The 25,001-nt window shown below is 60.7% G+C and carries 22 protein-coding genes; 14 read left to right on the forward strand and 8 right to left on the reverse strand.

Annotated elements, in window-relative coordinates; genetic code table 11:
- Positions 1-941: 941 nt before the first annotated feature.
- The 4 genes from WH87_RS14140 to WH87_RS14155 all read left to right on the forward strand — a co-directional run bounded on the left by WH87_RS14140 (position 942) and on the right by WH87_RS14155 (position 5,868).
- Complete coding sequence (locus WH87_RS14140) at positions 942-3,941, forward strand: helicase-related protein (protein WP_046137633.1); 3,000 nt, start codon at positions 942-944, stop codon at positions 3,939-3,941.
- Between the two features lie 3 nt (positions 3,942-3,944).
- Positions 3,945-4,355, forward strand: a complete 411-nt coding sequence (locus WH87_RS14145) for an RNA-binding S4 domain-containing protein (RefSeq protein ID WP_046137634.1) — start codon at positions 3,945-3,947, stop codon at positions 4,353-4,355.
- A 157-nt stretch (positions 4,356-4,512) separates the two neighbouring features.
- Positions 4,513-4,851 (forward strand): ferredoxin FdxA, encoded by a 339-nt coding sequence (fdxA, locus tag WH87_RS14150; RefSeq protein ID WP_046137635.1) that lies wholly within the window; start codon positions 4,513-4,515, stop codon positions 4,849-4,851.
- 453 nt (positions 4,852-5,304) lie between these two features.
- Complete coding sequence (locus WH87_RS14155; RefSeq protein WP_046137636.1) at positions 5,305-5,868, forward strand: CarD family transcriptional regulator; 564 nt, start codon at positions 5,305-5,307, stop codon at positions 5,866-5,868.
- Positions 5,869-6,048: 180 nt separating this feature from the next.
- On the opposite strand, the gene WH87_RS14160 is transcribed toward WH87_RS14155, so the two are convergent.
- The 3 genes from WH87_RS14160 to WH87_RS14170 form a co-directional block, all read right to left on the reverse strand.
- Positions 6,049-6,429, reverse strand: a complete 381-nt coding sequence (locus tag WH87_RS14160; RefSeq protein WP_046137637.1) for a GFA family protein — start codon at positions 6,427-6,429, stop codon at positions 6,049-6,051.
- A gap of 223 nt (positions 6,430-6,652) precedes the next feature.
- Positions 6,653-7,135, reverse strand: a complete 483-nt coding sequence (locus WH87_RS14165; protein ID WP_046137638.1) for a hypothetical protein — start codon at positions 7,133-7,135, stop codon at positions 6,653-6,655.
- Positions 7,135-7,965, reverse strand: a complete 831-nt coding sequence (locus WH87_RS14170) for a hypothetical protein (protein ID WP_046137639.1) — start codon at positions 7,963-7,965, stop codon at positions 7,135-7,137. The genes WH87_RS14165 and WH87_RS14170 overlap by 1 nt, the downstream gene beginning before the upstream one ends.
- Positions 7,966-8,009: 44 nt before the next feature.
- Here WH87_RS14170 and WH87_RS14175 point away from each other — a divergent pair, with 44 nt between their 5' ends.
- The 5 genes from WH87_RS14175 to WH87_RS14195 all read left to right on the forward strand — a co-directional run bounded on the left by WH87_RS14175 (position 8,010) and on the right by WH87_RS14195 (position 11,375).
- Positions 8,010-8,807, forward strand: coding sequence for a ComF family protein (locus WH87_RS14175; RefSeq protein ID WP_046137640.1), 798 nt, complete (start codon positions 8,010-8,012; stop codon positions 8,805-8,807).
- Positions 8,808-8,845: 38 nt separating this feature from the next.
- A complete protein-coding gene (gene grxC, locus WH87_RS14180) occupies positions 8,846-9,100 on the forward strand; it encodes a glutaredoxin 3 (protein WP_046137641.1) in 255 nt (84 codons plus the stop codon).
- Positions 9,101-9,162: 62 nt separating this feature from the next.
- A complete protein-coding gene (locus WH87_RS14185; protein WP_046137642.1) occupies positions 9,163-9,987 on the forward strand; it encodes a carbon-nitrogen hydrolase family protein in 825 nt (274 codons plus the stop codon).
- A 50-nt stretch (positions 9,988-10,037) separates the two neighbouring features.
- Positions 10,038-10,460, forward strand: coding sequence for a DUF1178 family protein (locus WH87_RS14190; RefSeq protein WP_046137643.1), 423 nt, complete (start codon positions 10,038-10,040; stop codon positions 10,458-10,460).
- Between the two features lie 42 nt (positions 10,461-10,502).
- Positions 10,503-11,375, forward strand: coding sequence for an aldo/keto reductase (locus tag WH87_RS14195; protein ID WP_046137644.1), 873 nt, complete (start codon positions 10,503-10,505; stop codon positions 11,373-11,375).
- Between the two features lie 282 nt (positions 11,376-11,657).
- Here WH87_RS14195 and ilvD read toward each other — a convergent pair whose 3' ends face one another.
- The 3 genes from ilvD to ubiG form a co-directional block, all read right to left on the reverse strand.
- Entirely contained in the window at positions 11,658-13,511 is a 1,854-nt protein-coding gene (ilvD, locus tag WH87_RS14200) for a dihydroxy-acid dehydratase (RefSeq protein ID WP_046137645.1), read from the reverse strand.
- A gap of 157 nt (positions 13,512-13,668) precedes the next feature.
- Positions 13,669-14,112 carry a hypothetical protein gene (locus WH87_RS14205; protein ID WP_046137646.1) on the reverse strand — a complete coding sequence of 148 codons (444 nt, stop codon included), beginning with the start codon at positions 14,110-14,112 and terminating at the stop codon, positions 13,669-13,671.
- A 61-nt stretch (positions 14,113-14,173) separates the two neighbouring features.
- Positions 14,174-14,914: a bifunctional 2-polyprenyl-6-hydroxyphenol methylase/3-demethylubiquinol 3-O-methyltransferase UbiG gene (ubiG, locus tag WH87_RS14210; protein ID WP_245622429.1), complete on the reverse strand. Its 741-nt coding sequence runs from the start codon at positions 14,912-14,914 to the stop codon at positions 14,174-14,176.
- 616 nt (positions 14,915-15,530) lie between these two features.
- On the opposite strand from ubiG, the gene WH87_RS14215 reads away from it, so the two are divergent.
- The gene (locus WH87_RS14215; RefSeq protein WP_197410815.1) at positions 15,531-16,001 is read left to right on the forward strand and encodes a DUF4279 domain-containing protein; all 471 of its coding nucleotides are present in this window, start codon (positions 15,531-15,533) and stop codon (positions 15,999-16,001) included.
- A gap of 415 nt (positions 16,002-16,416) precedes the next feature.
- Here WH87_RS14215 and WH87_RS14220 read toward each other — a convergent pair whose 3' ends face one another.
- On the reverse strand, positions 16,417-17,403 hold the full coding sequence (locus WH87_RS14220; RefSeq protein ID WP_052726200.1) for a retron St85 family RNA-directed DNA polymerase: 987 nt from the start codon (positions 17,401-17,403) through the stop codon (positions 16,417-16,419).
- A 1-nt stretch (position 17,404) separates the two neighbouring features.
- Complete coding sequence (locus tag WH87_RS14225) at positions 17,405-18,310, reverse strand: retron St85 family effector protein (RefSeq protein ID WP_156458239.1); 906 nt, start codon at positions 18,308-18,310, stop codon at positions 17,405-17,407.
- 489 nt (positions 18,311-18,799) lie between these two features.
- On the opposite strand from WH87_RS14225, the gene WH87_RS14230 reads away from it, so the two are divergent.
- The 4 genes from WH87_RS14230 (at position 18,800) to WH87_RS14245 (ending at position 24,666) form a co-directional block, all read left to right on the forward strand.
- Positions 18,800-20,065 (forward strand): aspartate kinase, encoded by a 1,266-nt coding sequence (locus tag WH87_RS14230; RefSeq protein ID WP_046137650.1) that lies wholly within the window; start codon positions 18,800-18,802, stop codon positions 20,063-20,065.
- 69 nt (positions 20,066-20,134) lie between these two features.
- Positions 20,135-22,402, forward strand: a complete 2,268-nt coding sequence (gene ptsP / locus WH87_RS14235; RefSeq protein ID WP_046137651.1) for a phosphoenolpyruvate--protein phosphotransferase — start codon at positions 20,135-20,137, stop codon at positions 22,400-22,402.
- A 213-nt stretch (positions 22,403-22,615) separates the two neighbouring features.
- The gene (gene prfA / locus WH87_RS14240) at positions 22,616-23,692 is read left to right on the forward strand and encodes a peptide chain release factor 1 (protein ID WP_046137652.1); all 1,077 of its coding nucleotides are present in this window, start codon (positions 22,616-22,618) and stop codon (positions 23,690-23,692) included.
- 23 nt (positions 23,693-23,715) lie between these two features.
- Positions 23,716-24,666, forward strand: a complete 951-nt coding sequence (locus WH87_RS14245; protein ID WP_046137653.1) for a N5-glutamine methyltransferase family protein — start codon at positions 23,716-23,718, stop codon at positions 24,664-24,666.
- The last annotated feature ends 335 nt before the right edge of the window (positions 24,667-25,001 follow it).

The following is a 25,001-nucleotide window of genomic DNA, read 5'->3' on the forward strand; positions in this document are numbered from 1 at the left end:
CGCTGGCGGTGAGCGCGATCATGCAATCGAGCGGGCCGATCTTGATCTCCGCAAGCTGAGCGCGCGCGGCGTCGGCGTCATCCTCAGGCGCGCCTTCCATGGAGGTCAGCCCAGCAACACCGCCATCTCGTATGCGGCGGCATACCCCCACCCTGCTCGATGGACGGACTTAGCTGGGCTAAGTCCTATCTCGTTTCCCGGCCATTCGAGCGTAGCTCTCATGGCCTTCTCCCCTCAAATCGCTCCACCGGAGCGATTTGCCCTTTGGGACGGCTCGAAGCCCACAAGGGGGAGAGAAAGTCGACTGATGGTTTTGTGGGTGGTGGTGCCCCAAACACCGCTCGTCACCCTCGGGCTTGACCCGAGGGTTCTTTCTGCACGCTCAGCAAGTGCAGGGCCCTCGGGTCAAGCCCGAGGGTGACGGCTGGTGGGTGGGGGAGTGCCTGCGTTTGGAAGGGAGATTCCCGCTTGCGCGGGAATGACGTTGTGTTGGGGGTAGCGCCTTATCCCCACCACCTTTGTCCCGCAATGGGACGGTCAACGCGGTTTATTGTCAATTTCTGGCGGGAGAGGGCCGGGTTCCGGGCTCTTCGGCGTCAACGCGAAAATAATTGTGGTGCATCGGAGGTTTACTAAGGCTTCATACCTGCTTGAATCGGGGCGAAATTCACGTTTCGGTAACGAAGCTGAAGACAATTGCGGGGGATTGCGGGTGCTAAGGCTATTCCGGCGGTCCGCTAGTGTTATGGACGTCCAAACCGCACCAGCGCTGGTAGAGAACGAAGGCGGATTTGGCGATTCGCGCCGATTCGGGCCGGGTTTGCGCCCGGTTTGTTCTCTGCCTTAATCGGGTGGCAAAAGGGTCGCTGGTTCTGTCCTTTTTCGGGACAATGCCTGGTCCCCCTACCAAGTGTCAGATTGGCGCATTACATATGCCCGCAATGGCGTTTGCACCCTACCAGTCGGTCAAGGCGATCCTTGGCCCCACCAATACCGGCAAGACGTATTTTGCCATCGAGCGTATGCTGGCCCATCCTTCCGGGATGATCGGCCTGCCGCTGCGTTTGCTGGCGCGCGAGGTCTATACCCGTATTGTCGAGCGTGTCGGCGAACAGGCCGTGGCGCTGGTGACGGGCGAAGAGCGCATCGTTCCGGCAAAGCCGCGCTACTGGGTGTGCACGGTCGAGGCCATGCCCACCGATATCCATGTCGATTGCGTCGCCATCGATGAAATCCAGGTGGCGACCGACTTCGACCGGGGTCATGTGTTCACCGATCGCATCCTGCATGCGCGGGGCACGCAGGAAACGCTGCTGCTCGGCGCGGCGACCATGGCGCCGCTGATCCGCAAGCTGCTGCCCAATGCCGATATTGTCGATCGGCCACGGTTTTCCCAGCTGACCTATTCGGGGTCCAAGAAAATCTCGCGCCAGCCGAGCCGCTCGGCCATCGTCGCGTTTTCGGCGCGACAGGTTTACGCGATTGCCGAACTGATCCGCCGCGAGCGTGGTGGCGCGGCCGTGGTGATGGGGGCGCTATCGCCACGCACGCGCAATGCGCAGGTCGAGCTGTATCAAAATGGCGATGTGGACTTTCTCGTCGCCACAGATGCCATCGGCATGGGGCTGAACCTTGATATCCATCACGTGGCCTTTGCCGATGACAGCAAGTTCGATGGTCACACCAGCCGTCCTTTGACACCTGCCGAGCTCGGTCAGATTGCCGGTCGTGCCGGTCGTCATGCCCGAAATGGCACCTTCGGCGTGACCGGCGGGACGGAAGGATTTGACGAGGAAATGGTCGTCGCGCTCGAAACGCACGACTTCGAACCGATAAAAGTGCTGCAATGGCGCAACAATCGGTTGGATTTCTCGTCTATCCCGGCTTTGCTCAATAGCCTTGAGATGACGCCCGACACGCGCAACCTCACACGGGTGCCGATTGCCACCGACCAGCGGGCCCTGGAGTTCGTCGCACGCAATGAGGCAGGGGCTTTGGCGCGGGGTCTGGATGGGGCGCGACTGCTCTGGGAATGCTGCCAAATCCCTGATTATCAGGGAATTTCTCCTGCAAACCACGGCGAAATCGTAACCAGAATTTATTCAGATTTGAAACGATATGGCGCTGTTAACGCCGATTGGATTGCCGAGCAGGTACGCTTTTGCGACAATACGAGCGGCGACATTGACACTTTGAGCAACCGGATCAAGCAGATCCGGACTTGGACCTTTGTCGCTAACCGCAAAAACTGGCTTGCAGACCCTTCACATTGGCGCGAAAAGACCCGAGACATTGAAGACCGGCTGAGTGATGCGCTCCACGAGAGGCTCACCCAGCGCTTCGTTGACCGGCGCACGAGCGTGTTGCTTCGCCACCTGAAAGACAAACGAATGGCATCTCCCGAGATCAATGAGCGTGGCGAAGTAAGGCTGGAAGGCCATCTCATCGGCACGCTTGAAGGCTTCCGTTTCACTCTTGCACGCACCGATGGCGACATGGACGCCAAGGGGTTGCGCGCGGCAGCCGATCATGTGGTGGCGCCGGAAATTCACAATCGGGCGGATCGCCTCGCTGGCGCGCCCAATGAAGAATTCGTGCTGGCGACCGACGGTCGCCTGCGCTGGAAGGGCGATATCGTCGCCGAACTGATCGAGGGCGATGCGCTGTATCGTCCGCGCATTCTGCTTTTGGCCGACGAAACGCTGACCGGCACCGATCTCGAACGCGTTCAGGATCGGTTGAGCCTCTGGCTGCGCCACCACATCAACACCGTGCTTGAGCCTATCATGGCGCTTGAGGCGCCGGCTGATCTAGACGGCGCGGCGCGCGGTATCGGCTATCAGCTGTTCGAGCATTTGGGTCTGATCCCACGGGCGCAGGTTGCTGACGAGGTGAAAAACCTTGATCAGGACGTGCGCGGCAAGATGCGCAAGCTAGGCATCAAGTTCGGCGCTTATCACCTTTACCTGCCGCTGAGCCTCAAGCCTGCTCCACGTGAACTGGCGCTGATTCTGTTTGCGCTCAAGCATGGTGGCATCCGCCAGCCGGGCGTGACCGATATCCCGCATATCGTTCTGAGCGGCCGCACCTCGTTCCTGGTCGATCCGGAAGTCGATACGCGCCTTTATGAGATCGCGGGCTTCAAGGTGGCCGGCAAGCGCGCCGTGCGCATCGATATCCTTGAGCGTCTGGCTGACATCATCCGTCCGCTGATCGCGCTGGACCCAACTCGTCACCAGGGCGAACTGCCTGCCGGTGCCGCCGAGGGCAATGGTTTCCGCGTCACCGTGGAAATGACCTCGCTGCTGGGATGCTCGGGCGAAGACTTCGCCTCGATCCTCAATTCGCTGGGTTATCGCGTCAAGCGCGTGGCCAAGGTTGCGGCGCCTGCGCCAGTGGCTGAAGCGAGCGCCGAGGCACCGGCGTTGGAAGAAGTTCTGGCAGAAAATCCGGCCAGCGTTGACGCTGCGGCGGAAACGCCGGTTGAGGCTGTTGCCGAAGACGCAGCACCTGCCGTTGAGGCCGACATTCCGGCGACGACGATTGTCGAGGCCGCGCCTGCTGCCGCCGCAGCTGTTCCAGCCGAGCCAGAGTTCGACGAAATCTGGTCGCCGGCCGGCAAGCGTGAAGGCAACAGGCGGCATGAAAACCGCCGTCGTCCGGAAGGCGAAGCTGGGGAAGCCCGTCAGCGTCCCGAACGCCAGCGCGCCAAGCCAGCCAACCGTCGCCCCGAGGGCGAAGTGCAGGACCTCAGCAAGGCCCAGCACCTCAACCCACAGGCGCGTCCAGAGCGCGGCCGCAACGATAACCGCAAGTTCGACAAGCCACGCGATGACCGCCCGAAATTCGAGCGTCCACGCGAGGAGCGCAAGGAAAAGGCGTTCGATCCGGACAGCCCCTTCGCCAAGCTTGCCGCCCTGCGCGCCAAGAGCGCCGAGTAAGCCTTGGCAGAGCCTGTCGCCGGCCCGGTCCGCAAGGAAAGGCTCGACAAGTTCCTGTTCTTTTCGCGTGCGCTGAAGTCGCGCACGCTGGCACAGAAGTTTATCGAAACGGGTGCGGTCCGGGTGAATTCGGACCGCACGGACAAGACCGACTTCAAGGTCGGCGCGGGCGATGTGCTCACCATGATGCTGCACAATCGGGTGGTGGTCTGGCGCATTCTCGATTGCGGCGTGCGGCGCGGTCCCGCCAGCGAAGCGGCAATGCTCTACCAGGATCTGTCACCCCCGGTTTTGCCCAAAGCAGAACAATCGCCCTATGACGCTGCCGTGGCGCCACGTGGGGAGGGGGCCGGTCGCCCCAACAAGAAAGAACGCCGCCTCACGGATCGTTTACGGGACAGCGACGACGATTGAGCGGGGATAAAACCTCAACTGCCATTGAGGTTTGCAGGAAAAGCGATCCGGAATTGCCGGTAACCCCGAATAAAACCTACCCTGGACGAACCTTGCAGCAGGCAAGAAAACGGTTTAGCACCGGTCCCGTTGAGACCTCCGCCGGACTACCGCACAGATGACCTATATCGTCACCGACAATTGCATTGCCTGTAAGTACACCGATTGCGTGGAAGTGTGTCCCGTCGACTGCTTCTATGAAGGCGAGAACATGCTGGTGATTCATCCGGACGAGTGCATCGACTGTGGCGTGTGCGAGCCCGAATGCCCGGCCGAGGCTATCAAGCCCGACACCGAGAGCGGTCTCGACAAGTGGCTGGAGCTGAACACCAAATATGCGTCGATCTGGCCGAACCTGACCGAGCGTCGCGATCCGCTGCCAGATGCCAAGGCGCTGGACGGCGAAGAAGGCAAGCTGGAGAAGTATTTTTCGGAAGCTGCCGGCGAAGGCGACTGACGCCAGCCCATCAAAGAGTTTTTGCGACCCCGCTGACCGCGTCGGCGGGGTTTGCTTTTTTGCGGCAGCAGCAAGGCGAATCGCTGACCTGGAACAAGCCTGGGGACAGCGTGTGGATAGTGGATTTTGCACTGCGAGCCACATCCTCGTCACATTGAATCGCGCGCAACGGCGTGCTGAGGCGGGTTTGATTCGTAGTTTTTGATTTTGCTGAATATTTGTGCTATGGTCTGTCCATATGCAGTAGAGCTCGTCACCCAGCCCGTGCCGTAAGGCACATTTTTTTTGACACCATCGCTAGTTGGCAAGGCATTCCGAGAAAAGCGGACCCGGGTGCCCGAGAGTTTTCGCACTGCAAACAGCGCCTCTGACCAGGCGAGTATTGAGTAGGAGTGGACGGTCCTTCCCGCCGGGAACTGTCCATTTGGGGCGTCAACAAGGAGTTCCAAGACTATGGTAGCCAAGAAGTCACAGCAGCGGCTGGGGTTCAAGACCGGCGAATACGTTGTCTATCCGGCGCATGGCGTCGGCGTCATCGTTTCGATCGAGGAACAAGAAGTCGCTGGCCTGACCCTTGAGTTGTTCGTCATCAGCTTCGAACAGGACAAACTGACTCTGCGCGTCCCAGTGGCAAAGATCAAGTCGGTTGGCATGCGCAAGCTCGCCGAAGACGATCTGGTCACTCAGGCCCTGACGACTGTTACCGGCCGTGCGCGCGTCAAGCGCACCATGTGGTCGCGTCGCGCCCAGGAATATGAAGCCAAGATCAATTCGGGCGACCTGATCGCCATCTCCGAAGTCGTGCGCGACCTGTATCGCTCCGAAGAGCAGCCTGAGCAGTCCTATTCGGAACGCCAGCTGTTTGAACAGGCCATGGATCGCATGAGCCGCGAAATCGGTGCCGTCAACAAGCTGACGCTGACCGAAGCCGTGCAGCTGATCGAAAAGAACCTGGCCAAGTCGCCAAAGCGCAGCAAGGCTGATGCCGCTGAAAGCGACGAGGAAGCTGCCGCCTAAAGCGGGCTTGCCAGTTAGACTTGAGAAGGCCGGTGGAGACACCGGCCTTTTTGTTTGCCGCGCTTCGGAAACCTCATGGTGAGCTTGTCGAACCAAGAGGTTGAGCGCGGGGGCGCCTGGGCGGCACGTCCTCGTCCTTCGACAGGCTCAGGATGAGGTCTACTGCGAAGTTGGCCGCCGCTATTGCAGGTTCTGCGGCACGCCATCGTTGAGATCGTAATAGTCGCCCTTGTCCGCGACAAAGATATGCAGCGCGATCCTGGTGTTGGTCGGGCCATCGAACGAACCGAGCATCAGCCCGATCCAGTCGAGATGGATGGGATCAAAGAATAGCGACGAGCCGCAGACCGAACAGAAGCCACGGCGGACCTTTTCCGAAGACTGAAACCAGGTGATCCTGTCTTCGCCCGAAATGGCGACGGCAGCCTTCGGCACATCGATGCCGGCCTCGTAGTGGCCGGTATGTTTGCGGCACTTGGTACAGTGGCAGGCCGAGGCCTTAGGCAGGTCTCCCTCGACGGTGAAATGGATGGCGCCGCAGAGGCATGATCCCTTGTGCATGGCTTGCTCCTCCAAACTGGCCAATTGGGAAAAGGTAGCGTGCGCGAGTGGCCGCGGGGAAGGGGGATTCCCGCTTCCGCGGGAATGACGCGGTGGTGTTGCACTAGCTGGAGCGCCACAACCACAGATCGTCACCCTCGGGCTTGATCCGAGGGCCTGCACTTCGGGGCGGCTCACAAAGTGGAGAGCCCTCGGGTCCAGCCCGAGGGTGACGACTGATAGTTTAGGCGAGGGGAAGAAGGGCTTCCAGCTGCTGTGCCCGATCAAAGTCTTTCTGGCGGCCCAGTTGGCGCGTTGTGGCGATAAGTTCGGGGAGCGTTGGCACCTGAATGGTGCCGAAGGGGAGTATGATGCGCTCAATACTCTTCAGCAGAACAGGACGCCAGTCGGCCCCGTGATAGACTTGAAAGCCGCCGAGGATGTCGATGGGCAGGGGCGCTTTGGTAATGGTGCCATAGACCTGGGAGCGGAAGCGATCTGATCCGCCGTCGCTGGTCTGGTCGATACCTTCCGCGATCAGAATCGTCTTGGCGTCATCGGGCGCCAGCAGCACATCGACATCTGCGGGCACGATGTCTCTCGCGCCGTATAGGCGCATGGCGGCGCCGCCGAAGATCCACCACGAACCATTTGCCTCGGCGGTGAGGCGTGCAACCTCGGCCAGGGTGTCGAGCAAGTCGGCTGGCAGATCAGCGGGCGCCCGCATCAGCTCTTGCCGAGAACATCGCCCAGCCGCACCTTGGCGCTGCCGGGTTTTAAAGGTTGCTGCTGGCTTTCATGCGGTGCCCAGCCGGAGAGCCAGATGATTTCCAGTGTGGCTCGGACACGGCCATCGGGGTCGCCATCGCGCTCGATATAGGCGCTGGCGGCCGCAGACAGCAGCGCGGGCGTGGCAAAGCGCTTGGCGCGGTCGACCAACGGATTGGCGGCGCCCAAGGCCTTGAGTTCGGCCATGAGTGCAAAGGGGGAGCTGTAGCGCACGATGTGGGTTTCGACATCGGCGACGGGCAGGGCAAGGCCGGCGCGCTGCAGCAGGGCTCCGGCGTCGCGCACCTGGATCATTGGGGCGACGCGGGCGGAGGCGCCGCCCAGTACCAGGGCGTCGGCGGCAAGGAAAGCCTCGCGCAGTTCGGTCAGCGTGTCGCCGCCGAGGGCCGCGACCATCAGCAAGCCATCGGGGGCAAGGCGGGCGCGCAGGCGCGCCAGATAGCCGGGAACGTCATTGACCGCCTGCAGGTGCAGCACCGAAACGATCAGGTTGTAGTCACTCCCAGCAATCTCTGGCAGCTCGTCATCGGGCGAAAAGGCGGGCAGGCGTTCGAAGGCGAACTGACCTTGTGCGGTGAGGCCGAAGGCGGGGAGCCGTTCGGGATCTGGCCCGATGATGAGGGCCTTGGGAAAGGCACGGATCAGCGTGATCAGGCGGTCTTCAAGATCGGCCAAGACGAGATCGATAACAAAATCGGTTTCGCCGCTACGACGGGCAAGATGTGCCGCGATCAGGGCGCGGTCGAAAATCGGTGCGGGCTGGCTCATGATGGTCTTGCGGCCGTTTTGGGACGTGGCACTATGGCTGCCTTATGAAGAGCGCAGAGGCTTCTGTCAAAACACAGGCTTTGCCGCGCCGGCTGCTGGCTGGTGCGCGTGTGCTTGGCGGCGCGGTGCTGGATATGCTCTATCCGCCGACATGCCTGCATTGTGACGCGCCGACTTCGGTTGCCGATACGCTGTGTGCAACCTGCTTTGCCGCGATGCGGCCGATCACGGCGCCGCTTTGTCCGGTCATGGGCCTCCCCTTCGAGGTGGATCTGGGGGCTGACGCGCTTTCGGCCGAGGCGCTGGCCGATCCGCCGCCTTTTGCACGGGCGCGGGCGGCGGTGATCTATACTGATATGGCCCGCTCAGTGGTGTCGCGCCTCAAATATGGTGACCGGCCTGAACTGGCCCATTTCTGTGCGCGACTGATGGCGGGGGCTGGCCATGAGTTGTGGGCGGATCGTCCCCTGCTGGTGCCGGTGCCGCTACATCCGGCGCGCCTGCGGGAGCGGCGTTACAATCAATCGGCGGAGTTGGCGACGGCCCTGGGGCGATTGACTGGGCTTGAGGTCGATCCTGCCCTCGTGCGGCGCACCCGCAAGACGCGGCAGCAGGTCGGGCTGTCGGGCGACGGTCGACAGCGCAATGTGGCGGGGGCGTTTGCAGCGCATCCTGATCTCCTGGTACGCGCCAGGGGGCGGCGGATTGTGCTGGTCGACGATGTCTACACCACCGGCGCCACGACCAAGGCGGTGACGCGGGCTCTGCTCAAGGGCGGCGTGGAGGCGGTGGACGTGATTAGCTTTGCCCGCGTTGTCATTGGCGCCGACTTACCCATATAATTGGAAGTGCTCCCCTTTTTGTCTGGAAGAAAAGCCCGATGGCCAGGATCGAAATCTATACGACCCCAAGCTGCCCCTATTGCCACGCTGCCAAGGCGTTGCTCGATGAGAAGGGCGCTGACTACACTGAGATCACCGTGCTGGATCCCGATCTGCGCGCCGCAATGACTGAGCGCGCTCAGGGCCGTCGCACGGTGCCGCAGATTTTTATCGGCGAGACCCATGTGGGTGGCTATGACGATATGGCCGCTCTCGACCGTGCGGGCGGGCTCGATCCGCTGCTCGCACAATGAATTGTGCCACGTCATTCACGTTTGGTGCGGGAATGACGAAATGGCTTTAGGTGACTGAGATCATGAAGATTGCTGCCATCCAGATGCGCTCCGGACTCGATCCTGAGGCCAATCTTGCCGCGCTTGAGCCGATGCTCGCCGAAGCGGCCGCAGCGGGCGCCCGCTATGTGCTGACGCCTGAAGTCACCATGATCTTTCCGGAAAATCGGGACCAGCTGGCCAGCGTTGCCGCGCCGTTCGAAGACCATCCCCAGCTGCGCCGCATCGGCGAATTGGCGAGGCAATACGGCATCTTCATCCATATCGGCTCGCTGGCCGTGCCGCTCGAGGATGGTCGTTTTGCCAATCGCAGCGTGCTGTTCGGGCCCGACGGGGCGATCTGTGCCACCTATGACAAGATTCACCTGTTCGACGCTGATATTGCCGGGCTCAATGCCTATAAGGAAAGCGCGACCTATCGCGGTGGCGATGTCGCGGTGACAGCGCCGCTGGGCGAGTTCACGTTGGGCTTTGCCATTTGCTACGACATGCGCTTTCCCAAGCTGTTCAATAGCCTCGCCAGCTCTGGGGCAACGCTGATCGCGGTGCCGGCAGCCTTTACCGTGCCGACAGGGCAGGCGCATTGGGACGTGCTGTTGCGCGCGCGGGCGATTGAAACCGGTTCATATGTCATTGCGGCGGCGCAGGGCGGCACGCACGCCAATGGGCGGGCGACCTATGGCCACTCGGTCATCATCGACCCCTGGGGACGCATTGTGGCGCAGCTGGCTCATGACGAGCCGGGCGTGCTGCTGGCCGATATTTCCGCCGGACTGGTCGAAGAGGTGCGCGGACGTATCCCGGCGCTGGCCAATGCGCGAAACTTTGCTCCGCCTCAGCCATTGTAGTGCGAGGCTTTGGCCCTATATTTTGGCTGTACGGCCCCTGAGACTTTTCCGTGATCCAATACTCCCTCCATTGCGCTAGAGGCCACCAGTTCGACGCCTGGTTCAAGAACGCTGCGGCGTTTGACGAACAGCAGGCGCGCGGCATCGTGACCTGTGCGCTGTGTGGGGACGCCCACGTGGAAAAGGCGCCCATGGCGCCGGCTGTGGCCCGCACCGATCACGCCCGCAAGAGTGTGAGCTCGATTAGCCCGGACGCTATCAAGTTCCGCGAAATGCTGCGGGCCTATCGGCAGAAGGTGACGAGCGAAGCCGATTATGTCGGCGACAAGTTTGCCGAAGAAGCTCGCAAGATCCACTTCGAAGAGGTGGAGGCGCGCGGCATCTATGGCGAGGCGACACGCGAAGAAGTGCTCGCGCTGGCGGACGAGGGCGTCGAGTTCATGCCCCTGCCCGACATTTCAGACGACAATTAATTCCGAGCGCCAGTTTCGGCGCAATTGAGCGGAGAATTTCCCATGACGACTTTGGACGCAGCCCTTTCGGGCACGTTTGCCATTGGTGGCGACTTGACGGTCAATCGACTGGGGTTTGGTGCCATGCGCATCACCGGTAAGGGCATCTGGGGCCCGCCGGAAGACGAGGCAGAGGCCCGTCGCACGCTGCGCCGCATTCCCGAGCTGGGGATCAATTTCATCGATACGGCCGAAAGCTATGGCCCCTATGTCAGCGAAGAGCTGATCGGGGAAGAGCTAGCGCCCTATTCCAAGGGCACGATCATCGCCACCAAGAGCGGGCTGACCCGCACCGGGCCCGATGAGTGGCATCAGCTGGCCCGCCCCGAGTTTCTGCGTCAGGGCGCCATCCAGAGCCTGCGCCGCCTCAAGCTCGAGGTGATCGATCTCTGGCAGCTCCATCGCATCGAAACCAAGACGCCACGCGCCGATCAGTTTGGTGCCATCGCCCAGATGCAGCAGGACGGGCTGATCCGCCATGTCGGGCTCAGTGAGGTCAGCGTCGAGGACATCAAGGAAGCCAACAAGTACTTCAAGGTGACCACGGTGCAGAACATGTACAATCTGGTCAGCCGCAAGGCCGAGGATGTGCTGAACTATTGCGAAGCCAATGGTATCGGCTTCATTCCATGGCGCCCGATCGACGGCGGTAACCTGGAACTGACCAGCGCCGAGTTCAAGGCGATCATGGACAAGCATGAGGCTTCGGCCAGCCAGATTGCGCTGGCCTGGATGCTGAAGCGCAGCCCGGTCATGTTGCCCATTCCCGGCACCGGCAAGGTCAAGCATCTCGAAGACAATGTCGCCGCCGCTGCGATCCAGCTGAGTGACGCCGAATTCGCCACGCTCGACAAAGTTGCTACCCAAGCGCGCTAATCGGGTCAGACAACGATTTTCAGCCGGCCACGCGCAAGTGTGGTCGGTTTTTTCGTGCCATCAATGTGGGGATTTAGGTCGGTTCGATAGGGAGGGTGGAATCCCCGCTATCGAACCTAACCACAAGACAATCTTGGCAGACCATCAGGTAGCTGATGGCCGTCTAGCACCCCTCAACGGGGTTGTCACGCGTTTGTCGCAAGTTGGCGATGGTTTGCCGGTATATAGAAGACCTCCCCTCCCGCGCCCTCGTTTTCAGGGGACGGGAGGGGAAACAGCCAATTAATTCCAGAGCTTGTCGATTGCCTGGGTATCGCGCACAGCGCCGCGGGCGGCGGAGGTGGCGAAGGCGGCGTAGGCCTTGAGCGAGGTGGTGACGTTGCGCTTGCGCGGGTGCGCGGGTTTCCAACCGAGGGCGTCCTGGTCGTGGCGGCGCTGCACGAGTTCGTCATCGGTCACCAGCAGGGTGATGGTGCGGTTGGGGATGTCGATCTCGATGGTGTCGCCTTCGCGGACGAGGCCGATGGTGCCGCCTTCGGCAGCTTCGGGAGAAACGTGGCCGATGGACAGGCCCGAGGTGCCGCCCGAGAAGCGGCCGTCCGTCAAGAGAGCACAGGCTTTGCCGAGGCCCTTGGACTTGAGGTAGCTCGTTGGATAGAGCATTTCCTGCATGCCGGGGCCGCCGCGGGGGCCTTCGTAGCGGATGACGAGCACGTCGCCTTCCTTGATTTGGTTGGACAGGATCGCCTTGACGGTATCGTCCTGGCTCTCGAACACGCGGGCCGGGCCGGTGAATTTGAGGATCGAGTCATCAACGCCAGCTGTCTTCACGATGCAGCCATCGATGGCGATATTGCCCTTGAGTACGGCGAGGCCGCCATCCTTGGAGAATGGGTTTTCGGCGGAGCGGATGACGCCGTTCTGGCGGTCGAGATCGAGTTCGGCCCAGCGGTTGGACTGCGAAAAGGCCTGTGTGGTGCGCACGCCGCCGGGGGCCGCCATGTAAAAATTGCGCACGCTTTCTGAATTGGTGCGGGAGATGTCCCACTTGTCGATGGCGTCGCCCATGGTGGCCGCGTGAACCGTGGGTTCGCTGCGGTTGATCAGACCGGCGCGGTCGAGCTGGCCGAGGATGGCGAAGATGCCGCCGGCGCGGTGCACGTCTTCCATGTGCACGTCGTTCTTGGCAGGGGCCACTTTAGACAACACCGGAACCTTCAGGCTCAGCCGGTTGATGTCGTCCATGGTGAAGTCGACGCCGCCTTCATGGGCAGCGGCCAGGATGTGCAGCACGGTATTGGTCGAGCCGCCCATGGAGATATCGAGGGCCATGGCGTTTTCGAAGGCGGCCTTGGTGGCGATGGAGCGCGGCAGCACCGAGGCGTCGTCCTGCTCGTACCAGCGCTTGGCAAGATCAACGATCAGGTGGCCAGCTTCCTGGAACAGGCGCTTGCGGTCGGAGTGGGTGGCCAGGGTCGAGCCATTGCCGGGCAGGGAAAGGCCCAGGGCTTCGGTGAGGCAGTTCATCGAATTGGCAGTGAACATGCCCGAGCACGAGCCGCAGGTGGGGCAGGCGGCTTCTTCAACAGCCTGCACTTCCTCGTCGCTATAGCTGTCGTCAGCGGCCATCACCATGGCGTCAACCAGATCGAGCGCCTGCAGCTTGCCCTTGAGCATGGCCTTGCCGGCTTCCATCGGGCCACCCGACACGAACACCACGGGGATGTTGATGCGCATGGCGGCGTTGAGCATGCCGGGGGTGATTTTGTCGCAGTTGGAAATGCAGACCATGGCGTCGGCGCAGTGCGCATTGACCATGTACTCCACCGAGTCGGCGATCAGGTCGCGGCTGGGCAGGGAATAGAGCATGCCGTCGTGGCCCATGGCGATGCCGTCATCGACCGCGATGGTGTTGAATTCCTTGGCGACGCCGCCTGCAGCCTCGATCTCGCGGGCCACGAGCTGGCCGAGATCCTTCAAATGGACGTGGCCGGGCACGAACTGGGTGAACGAGTTGACGACCGCGATAATGGGCTTGCCGAAATCGCCGTCCTTCATGCCTGTGGCGCGCCAAAGACCGCGTGCGCCGGCCATGTTGCGACCATGGGTTGTGGTCCTTGAGCGATATGCAGGCATGATATGTTCCTCAGACGTCGATGCGCCGACTTGGACGGGCGCTGTTGAGCTTTATTAGACCCATTCTAGAAGAGGATCAATGGAAATGCGTACCGTACCGTACGGTACACCATCGCGTATGACGCGCGTGATGGCCGTGGTGGGGGGGGGGGTGCCCCTAATTGTTGATGCGGGTGATGGCCCAGTAGGTTTCGTCGCAGGCGTCGTCGGTGCAGAGATTGGCCATCCAGAGCACGCCATTGCCGAAGCCGACGCCTTCGCTGGTGATGATGAGGTCGGCGAAATCCTGGCCCGCGATGGCGGCCTGGGTGTCGGGGGTGAGCAGCTTGTCGAAATTGTCGATCAGCGCGTCCGCGTCGCTGACCGTGATCACGTTGCCATCGACCATGACGTCGAGCGGGTAGGCGGTCAGTTCGGCCACGGCCTCGGGGGCGGTGTCGAACAGAAAGCCGTCCTGCAGTTTGGCAAAGGCCTCGCCGAACCCCTCGGCATCGCCCTGCACCTGTTCGATCTGGTTCATGATGGCCTCTTCCTGCGCCAGGGCGGGTAGGGCTAGGCCGAGAAGGCAGGTGAGGATGGCGGCGGGAATGGCGCGACGCATGGCGGCTCCGGGGCTCAGGATCAGCGCGACGCTATCGCGCGCAGGGTGAAAGCGCCAGAGCTCAGGCCCCGGGGCGCTTGGCCATGATCATGTAATTGATGCCCATGTCGCGCGAGGGACGCCATTCGTCGGCCAGGGGGTGGAAGACGACGCCGGTCTCCCCGGTGACCACAAGGCCATTGCGGGTGAGGAGGGTCTTGATCTCGTCGGGGGTGAGGAACTTGTTCCAGTCATGGGTGCCCACGGGCAGCCAGCGCAGGACGTGTTCGGCGGCCATAACGGCGAACATCTTGGCGCGCAGGGTCCGGTTGAGCGTGGCGGTGAGCGTCAGCCCGCCGGGTTTGACGAGGTCCGCGCAGCTTTTCATATAGAGCGGCACGTTATCGACGTGTTCCACCACTTCCATATTGAGCACCATGTCGAACTGTTTGCCGGTGGCGGCGAGGGCCTCGCTGGTGGTGGCGGAATAGGCGATGTCCAGCCCGGTCTTTTCGGCGTGCAGGCGCGCAATGGCGATATTGCGCTCGGCGGCGTCGATGCCGGTCACGGTGGCGCCAAGGCGCGCCAGTGGCTCACAGAGCAGGCCCCCGCCGCAGCCGACGTCGAGGATTTCCAGCCCCTCGAGCGGGCGCATATCGCTGCCGTCGCGGCCAAAATGGCTCAGCAGATGCTCGCGGATATAGCCGAGGCGCACCGGATTGAACTTGTGCAGCGGCTTGAACTTGCCCTTGGGGTCCCACCACTCCTCGGCCATCGCGGTGAATTTGGCGATTTCAGCGTCGTTGATGGTGGTGGCGGTCATAGCAAGCTCCGTTTGCCGCATATGAGCCGGGGGAGGGGGTGCTTGCAAGCCAATGGTTGGTGAGGGGAGCGGTGCCAAGGCCATTGCGCGGGACGCCGGACAGCGGAATGCGCCGCCCGGCCTTGCGGCGTCGCGGTTTCACGGCGTGAAGCGGCTTTCGCCCCGACGGCTTGCGCCGCCTGTCTAAGTGTTGAAGAGGCGAAAGCCGCTTCACACGCGCTGGTATTCCTGCGCACGCATCGAGCGGCCGCCCTTTCGGGCTGGACCTGCAGGCTTGGGGCGGGGCGCCCTGCCCCTCTCTCCCCTTGGCCCGCGTCCGGCCGGTGGTCAGCATCCACGCATCGGCCTGGGCGACCCCATGCAGCCAGCCTCCCCGCCCGATGCTTCGTCGGCACCGCGTGAACGGCGGGAATGGGCCAAGGATAATGGGCGCCAGAGGGCCGGGAATAAGTTTTTTGCCAAGGACGCTTTCGAGCCCGTTGAGGTCATTGGGGCAGCAGGGGCGAAATCCGGAATAGACAATCGACGAAGACTTCCGCAAGAGCCGTTGTTACACAGAATTGGACGCAACATAATGTGATGATCTTGCGAGAAAATGCACATTACGGGAGGGCGCATGACGTCTCCGCCAGTAACGGATCGAGAGTACGCCTATTTTAGAGCGACAGGCGCGTTCTCTCCCGATGACGTAACCAGATTACTTGGCCTCGACCCTAGTGAATCTTGGTCAGTTGGAGAGGATTTTGCCACTCCGAACGGACACGCCTTGAAGCGTCGTTCGTCGAGTTGGAAGCTTAGCAGCGGCCTAGACGATACTGAGGCGCTTGATACGCATGTCGGCAGCCTGCTGCGACAGCTCCGTCCGCGCCGTGATGGGCTCTTAAAGGCATCGTCAATTGCGAAGCTGCAGATTGTTTGTGTGGGATACTATTTTCAGAATTTTAGTTGGGAGTTGTGCTTGGACCACCAGCAGCTCGCGAGCGCGTTGAATGTTGGCTTTTGGTTCGACACCTATAGCCTCAATGACCATCACGAGGAAATGGTGGCATTGAGAGAGCAACTCGGACTGCGCACCAAGTTGGAATGACACGCATCGGCCTGGCGACTCCATGCAGCCAGCCTCCCGCCCGATGCTTCGTCGGCACCGCGTGAATAGCGGGAATGGGACGAGGATAATGGGAGGTTGGGGGCGGGGATAAGCTTTTTGCGATGGGCGCTTTCGGGCCTAATCAAGCCTTTTGACGTACCCTTGGCGAACGTCAAAAGGGTCGTCCAGCAATATGCGGTTATTCTAGCAAGAATTTGCGCCGTTGCGACAGGTATTGGGAACTTACGAACCCATGTGCGGCGTGCGGGTCGACTGCCGAAATCGCCTGGCATCTCGGCATCACCGATGCCGGGGCATACTATCGAAAGAACGACATAATTAGCACAGCAATACTCTTAGAATTAAATCATCTCTTGTCGGGTTTTGTTAGGTCTCTCGGCCAGTGGAAAACATATCACCCGCCACTAATTTCAACAGCATCAATCTGGGGGCGCAAGTTTCTTCGGTCTTTTGCGCCAATAGTCTGCAGCTTCATGATTGTTTCGAACCCGTATCTGCGTCTAAGCACATCTAGAAAAGCGGGCTCGACCGACTTCACAAATGCAAGCATACCGCCCAGCTTTTGAAGTTGCCGATCGTCGAGACGCCCCTGCGATGCCGCGTGGGTTGCTGCGTGAATTGTACGTTTTCGCTTTTTCCCGATGGTTACCCTTCCGTCGTTCGCAAGGATCAGGCCTGTGACGTTTCGACAAAACTTCTTGGTAACATGGATGGTCTTGTCGGGGTTAAGCCTAAGCCTTGGATAAGCGATCTCCCGCAAAACTCGCTTCACTGTCCTCTCAATGTCCACTAGGTTCCAAGACCTATCTGCGGAAAAGGTGAGGTCATCAGCGTATCTGGTGTATTTGACCTTATCCTTTGCCGCCTCAGCGCTTATGATCTCATCGAATTGGAACAATAGTAGGTTGGAAAGCGCCGGTGAGGACGGTGCGCCGATTGCCAGCTGCATGCCGTGGGAGCCGGTGGGGCGTTGAAACAAAAGAGATGCCGAAAGCTCGCGCTCGAAGGAGTTGTCCAAGATGGAGAACTCTGCGCAATAAGTCATCCAACTCGCCTTGCGGATCGATGGAAAGAAATCTCGAAAATCCATCTTCAAGATGGAGCCGGAACCCGCGTGAGCTTTTGCATTGTCAGAAATTGACAAGCTTGTCCTATAGGCCATCGCCGCTGGATGGACAGGAAGCTTGCTCAGATACAGGTCAACAAACGCCCGCTGCAAAAGCTTGACCTCAGTCGCAGGCTGCGAGATTAGGCGCTTTCCGCCGCTGCGCTTGCTAATCGTGTACTGCTTATAGCGATGAGGAGCGGTCTGCATTATCCGATGGACAATGACTTCCGAGAGACCCGTTTCAATTGCCATTGCCCTTAGCAAAGTAACCATATCATCCCCTTGCCATTGCGGATTGGATGCTCATGAAGCGGGCGCTATCCGTTGTCTTCCAGTGCTCCATGACGGCAGCCTGCCACCGAATTTTGTCTAGCTTTTCGTCATCCTTATTGGACTCAAATTGAAGAGCCTTATTTCGATCTAGAGCTGCATAGTATGTTTCAATACCTCGCCTATCCTTCGCAATCCACTCCGCGAATTCCGCGCAAAGAAGATAGTTCGTCAGAATTTCCGTCGAGGTGTTAAGTCCAATAAGTTCTAGATAGAAATTGATTTCTTCAATTGTCAGTGCGCCGTAATACTGAATTAGCCCGACCACAAACTTAATAACGTGTCCTGGTCGATTAGGGTCAAACGTTGTATGTTCCCTCGATGTCTTCTCCCGCGCAGCGAAGGCAATTGTTAGGTTTTCGGATAAGATATTTCCCTTTACGTCGCCGACATTGCGGATATTCGGGATGCCTATTTCATTGCGATTTAGAACGCAGATGGACGTGGGTCCAAACTCGTTTTCGAGTGCTCTGATTGGTCCCAATGATATAAACGAATTCGCATTAAAATGCTCATCGTCGATGACGACCAATAAGCGATGTGCGATGTCCGGAACCATTGCAAAAGCACCTAATTCTGCGGCGCTGCCAAAGCTCTCCGAAAAGAGGACAATAAGCTCCGATATCTGCGCGATATGCGCTTCGAATGTCAGAATGTCCTTATAATTCCCTTTTGGGAAAAACGCGTTCAACTGCTCCGCGAGCATCATCGTATAACGCTTGTACGGCTTCTCATGAAGGACTCGAGTAAAAGCTTCACGCAAAGACGGCGGCTTGACCGCCGCGGCATCTATTGGACCGCCGCACAGAAACAAAAGCGGTGTTGGCGAGTGGACACGTACCGTTGACATGTCCACTCGCTCAACAAGCTCAGGTATGGAGCTGTTCTTTAGCACTTACCTCTGGAGACGTGGAAGGTTTCGACGTCTTGTCGAGCGGAAGCGGTCGTAAGACGACAAGGCGTCGAAACCTTCCGCGCAACAAAAGAGCTAACAGTGAGTTGAGGTCCGGCGAAGCGCCCGACCAAGCAGAAGATCTGCTGTTCGCGTAAGAATTGCATGCTGCAGAAGCTACTCCTAACCTGCGCAAAGCCTTTACATCACGAAGCTTACAAAAACTCAATCGGGTTGGAGGTGCTTTTGGGGGCTTGCCGGGTTTAATCTGGTTTCTACTAGGACTCTGTCTTCATGCTTTGATTCAGAGGGCGGCCTTGGCAGTTTAGGCGCCTGATAGGCGCACGCTCCCCCTCCCACCAACTCCGTTGATTGTGCCCGACATCTGTCGTATGTCGTCGCCTGAAAAAGCGTACCGCCGGGTTCGGTGGAGTTTCGGGGAAAGAATTGGCCCGTATAGTCGTCAAATTCGGTGGCACTTCGGTTGCTACTGTCGAACGTATTCGCCAGGCCGCGCGGCATGTGAAGCGCGAGGTCGAGGCTGGCAATGAGGTTGCCGTCGTGGTTTCGGCCATGTCGGGCAAAACCAATGAGCTGGTCGGCTGGGTCAATGAGGCCAGCGCGCTGCATGACGCGCGCGAATATGACGCCGTCGTTGCGTCGGGCGAGCAGGTGACTGCCGGCCTGATGGCCATCGTTCTGTCGGAAATGGGCATCCAGTCGCGCTCGTTCGCGGGCTGGCAGGTGCCGATCCATACCGACGATTCCCATGGCGCGGCGCGCATTGTCGATATCGACCCGACCGAACTCGACAAGCGGATGAAAGATGGCTGGGTTCCGGTCATCACCGGCTTCCAAGGTATCTCGCCCAATGGTCGGATCACGACGCTTGGTCGCGGTGGCTCGGACACGTCGGCAGTGGCGGTGGCGGCGGCGGTGAAGGCCGACCGTTGCGATATCTATACAGATGTGGACGGCGTTTACACGACCGACCCGCGCATCGTGCCCAAGGCGCAGCGGCTGACCAAGATTTCCTTTGAGGAAATGCTGGAAATGGCTTCGCTCGGCGCCAAGGTGCTGATGATCCGTTCGGTCGAAATGGCGATGGCCCACAAGGTGCGCCTGACCGTGCGGTCAAGTTTTGCTGACCCCGATGCGCCACAGGTGGCGCCTGACGGGACCCCCGGCGTGCCGGGTACACTGGTTTGCGATGAGGAAGAGATCGTGGAAAAGCAGATCGTTTCGGGCGTGACGCTCGCCAAGGCGGAAGCCAAGATCACCCTGCGCGACGTGAAGGACAATCCGGGCGTTGCGGCCAATATTTTCGGCACGCTGGCCGATCAGGGCATTATCGTCGACATGATCGTGCAGAACATTGCCGATGATGGCGCGACCACCGACATCACCTTCACCGTGCCCGACAGCGAGTATGACAAGGCCATCAAGACGCTCAAGGACGCTGGCGATCGCATCGAATATGCGCGCATTTCCGGCTCCAAGGGTGGCGCAAAGGTCTCGGTCGTGGGGGTAGGCATGCGTAGCCACGCGGGCGTTGCATCTTCCATGTTCAAGGCCCTTGCAGACAAGGGCATCAATATCCAGCTGATCACTACCTCGGAAATCAAGACCTCGGTGCTGATTGATGAGCAGTATGCTGAGCTTGCGGTTCGCGCGCTGCATACTTATTACGGGTTGGATAAGAAGGACGCATAAGCTTCGCCTTAGGGGGGAGGAAGCCGCGTCCGAATAGAGGGGGCGGCTTTCTGGCCGCCTGATGGGGTAATGGTCACGACCATAGGCGGCCCACGTGTCCTGCTGCGGCAGTTGCGCGAGACAATGGCGGAGCCGCTGGCTTCGCAAGCACGGCTCGACAAGATTGTTGGCTTGATCGCCGACAATATGCGGGCTGACGTCTGCTCGTTCTACGTTCTGCGCGACGACGGCGCCCTGGAGCTGTTTGCGACCAAGGGCCTTGCCGCCGAATCGGTTCACATGACCACCCTGCGGCTGGGCGAAGGCCTGGTCGGGTTGATCGCGGCCGAAGCCGAGCCGCTGTCGCTGGACGACGCCCCCAGCCATCCCAGCTTTGCCTATCGCCCGGAAACTGGCGAAGAGCGCTATAATGCCTTCCTCGGCGTGCCGGTGTTGCGGGCCGGGCAGACGCTCGGCGTACTGGTCGTGCAGAATGCCGAACGCCGCCATTATGGCGAGGATGAAACCGAGGCGATGCTGACTACGGCCACAATCCTGGCCGAGATGATCGCCACCTCCGACTTCGACAATCTGATCAAGCCGGGGTCTGATATCGATCTTAGGCGGCCTCGCATGTACACCGGCGTCAGTTTTACCGATGGCATTGCGCTGGGCACCGTGGTTCTGCACGACCCGCGCGTCGTGGTGACCAATTTCATCGCCGAGGATACCGACGCCGAAAAGCTGCGGCTCGAATCGGGGCTGGAGAAAATGCGCGTCTCGATCGACGCCATGCTCGACCATGGCGACATGCAGTCGAGCTCGGATCACCGCGAAATTCTCGAAACCTATCGTATGTTCGCCAATGATCGCGGCTGGGTGCATCGGCTGACCGAGGCCATCGACAATGGCCTCAGCGCCGAAGCGGCCGTCGAGCGAGTGCAGAACGATACCCGGGCGCGCATGATGCGCCAGACCGATCCCTATATTCGCGACCGCCTGCATGATCTGGACGATCTGGCTAACCGGCTGCTGCGGGTGTTGACCGGGGACGGTCAGGGGCTGGGCCGCAAGGAATTGCCCGATAACGCCATTCTGGTGGCGCGCAATATGGGCCCGGCCGAACTACTCGAATATGACCGCACCAAGCTGCGCGGCATCGTGCTCGAAGAGGGCGGGGCCACGGCGCACGTCGCCATCGTGGCGCGCTCGCTCGGCATGGTGGCCGTGGGGCAGGCGCAGTCGATCGTGTCGATGTGCGAAACCGGCGATAACATCATCATCGATGGCTCGGCCGGGCTGGTGCACCTGCGGCCAACGCCCGATATCGAGCAGACCTATGTCGACAAGGTGCGCGTCACGGCCAAGCGCCGCGCCCATTATGCGGCGCTCAAGGACAAGCCGAGCGTCACCAAGGATGGCGTGGCCATCACGCTGCTGCACAATTCGGGGCTGGTGGCTGACTTGCCCATGCTCGACGACACGGGGGCCAGCGGGGTCGGACTGTTCCGCACCGAATTGCAGTTCATGATCGCCAGCAAGCTGCCGCGCCTGCGCGAGCAGATGGAGCTCTATGCCGAAGCCATGGCGATTGCCGGGGAGCGCCCGGTGGTGTTCCGCCTGCTCGACATTGGTGGCGACAAAGTGCTGCCCTATCTGCGCGCGACGGCCGAGGAAAACCCGGCCATGGGCTTTCGTTCGATCCGGCTGGGGCTGGAACGGCCCGGCCTGTTGCGCACGCAGATCCGCGCGCTGCTGATGGCGGCCAATGGGCGCCCGCTCAAGATTTTGGTGCCCATGGTCACCGAGACGTTCGAGTTCATCCAGACCCGCATGGTGGTCCACAAGGAAGTCGAGCGGCTGCGGCGTGCCGGCAAGCCTGTGCCGAGCCGGCTGGAGCTGGGCGTGATGGTGGAAGTGCCATCGCTGCTGTTCGAGCTCGACCAGTTGATGCCCGAGGCCGATTTTGTCTCCATCGGCTCGAACGATCTGGTGCAGTTTTTGACGGCGTCCGATCGCGCCAATCCGCGCGTCGCTAAAAATTATGATCCCATCGGCATGCCGCGCCTTCGCGCCATTCGCATGGTTGTCGATGCGGCGCGCCGCTACAATGTGCCGATCACCATGTGTGGCGAGCTGGCCGGAAAGCCGCTCGAAGCTTTGGCGCTGATGGCCGTAGGCATGACCCGGCTGTCGATGGGCCCGGCCTCGATTGGCCCGATCAAGGAACTGGTGCTCAATGTCGATCTCCAGCCCATCAAGGACGCCGTCGGCGCGGCGCTGAGCGACGGCGCCAGCGGCACCACGGTGCGCCATCTGCTTGAGGAATGGATCAAGAAGCAGAACTTGCCGGTTTGATCTCTGCCTTCACCTCTCCCTTGGGGGAGAGGTCGCCCCTTCAGGCGGGTGAGGGGGCCTTCCAAGGGCGCTGGGCCAAGAAAAGGCCCCCTCACCCGTCGGCTACGCCGCCGACCTCTCCCCCGAAGGGAGAGGCGAAGAGGGGCCAAACCCTTGCGGTCTGCCCGCGTTGCCCCTAAAGCGTGCCTCTTCCAGACTTGAAAGACCCGACCCATGGCAACTCTTCCCCAGGACAAACTCGACGCGCTCGAGACGCGGTTTCAGTATGTCGAGGCGGCCCTTTCGGGGGGCGCCGGGCCGGATGAGTTCGTCAAGTTTTCCAAGGAACATGCCGAGCTGGCGCCGATCGTTGGCGAAATTCGCGCCTACAGCAAAGCCCAGCGCGACCGGGTGGACGCCGAGGCGCTGCTGAAAAGCGGCGACAAGGACCTGGCCGAAATGGCCCAGGCGGAAATCGAGGAGCTCGACGAAAAGCTCGAAAGCCTGTTCCAGGCCATCCGCATTCTGCTGCTGCCCAAGGATGAGGCCGACGAAAAGTCGATCATTCTGGAAATCCGTGGCGGCACCGGCGGCGATGAAGCGGCTTTGTTCGCGGGCGATCTGTTCCGCATGTATGAGCGCTATGCCGCCAATCACGGCTGGAAAGTCACTGTGATGGAAGAAAGCCCCGGCGAAATGGGTGGTTTCAAGGAAATCATCGCCAACGTTTCGGGCAAGGGCGTTTATGCGCGCATGAAGTTCGAGAGCGGCGTGCATCGTGTGCAGCGCGTGCCGGCCACTGAAGGCTCAGGCCGCATTCATACGTCGGCGGCGACCGTGGCGGTGCTGCCCGAAGTCGAAGACATCGACATTGAAATCCGCAACGAAGATATCCGCATCGACACCATGCGCGCCTCGGGCGCCGGTGGTCAGCACGTCAACACGACGGACTCGGCGGTGCGCATCACCCATATCCCATCGGGTCTGGTGGTGACGTCGGCGATGAAGAGCCAGCACCAGAACCGGGCCCAGGCCATGCTGGTGCTGCGCTCGCGGCTTTATGAAATGCAGCGTGAAGAGCGCGACAGCGCCCGCTCGGCCGAGCGCAAGGGGCAGGTGGGGTCGGGCGATCGCTCCGAGCGCATCCGCACCTATAACTTCCCGCAGGGCCGCGTCACCGATCACCGCATCAATCTGACGCTCTATAAGCTCGACAAGGTTATCACCGGCGAAGCGCTGGATGAGCTGATCGAGGCGCTGATCACCGAGAGCCAGGCCGAGCAGCTATCGGCGATGGAAAACGGCAACTGAGCGACGCCCCAAATCTGGGTGGCTTGTGGCGCGGCTGGCGCGATGTGCTGGCCCGTCTCGGCTTTGACAGCGCTGCCCGCGATGCCAAGCTGCTGACCGGCCACGCGCTGGGACTATCCACGCTCGACATGGCGCTGCGCGAAACCGACCCGGTGACGGATGTCCAGGTCACTGCCGTCGCTGCTGTGCTGCAGCGCCGCATGAGCGGGGAATCCGTCGCCCGCATTATCGGCGAACGCGAGTTTTACGGGCTGGCCTTTGGCCTCAATGCAGCCACGCTCGAGCCGCGTCCGGAAACCGAAATGCTGGTGGATCTGGCGATTGAGCGTCTGCCGCAAGGTGGTCGCCTGCTCGATCTCGGCACCGGGACGGGGTGCATTCCGATTTCGATATTGGCCAACCGGGCGGATGCGCATGGCGTGGCCGTTGATCTGAGCGTTGAGGCGCTGGCGGCGGCACGGGAAAATGCGCGGCGGCATGGGGTTCTGGATCGTCTGTCGTTCCTTGCAGGCTCATGGTTCGATGCTCTGGCTCCCTCTCCCCTGAGGGGAGAGGGTTGGGGTGAGGGGTTCAGCGCCGGTGTTCATGCTGAGGGTCTGAACCCCTCACCCGCCCCTTCGGGGCGACCTCTCCCCTCAGGGGAGAGGTGGGGCGTTGCAAATGGCTTCGATCTCATCGTCTCCAACCCGCCCTATATTACCTCGGCCGTGGTTGAGACGCTGGAGCCTGAGGTCAAGGATTTCGATCCGCGGCTGGCGCTCGATGGTGGGCCTGATGGCTTGGCGCCCTACCGCATCATTGCGGCGGAGGCTGCGCATTGGCTCAAGCCGGGCGGCAGGGTGATGGTCGAGATCGGCTACGATCAGGGCGAGGTGGTGCGCGCGCTGTTCGCCGCGGCCGGATTTGGTGACGTCACTGTGCGGCAGGACCTCAATGGTCTTGATCGTGTGGTATCCGCGCACCAAATACTGTGAGCAAACACACGTGGATTGGGGCTTTGCGCAATTAATGCTGGCAAAGCAGCCCCAAACCAGCTAGTTTGACCGTGCTGTCAACAGGCGCATCATGAGTGCCACGGCGACAACCACCCGATCATCCTCTCAGCTGCAAGTTGCAGTGCGGTTCCAGCAAGAGCTGGAGCGACGCAGATGGATCGGACTTCAGTGGTGCGGCCGCTCGACAGTTTTAGGTCTTCATGAAGCCAGTTAGTGCCCCGAGCAGGAAGACGTGGTCTTCGCGGGGGATGGCCCGACCAGGCGTGATGCCGGTCCGCCAGCAAGTGTGACGCTTATTTTTCTAGAGTTAGATA

The sequence above is a fragment of the Devosia epidermidihirudinis genome, assembly GCF_000971295.1.
GTDB lineage: Bacteria > Pseudomonadota > Alphaproteobacteria > Rhizobiales > Devosiaceae > Devosia > Devosia epidermidihirudinis.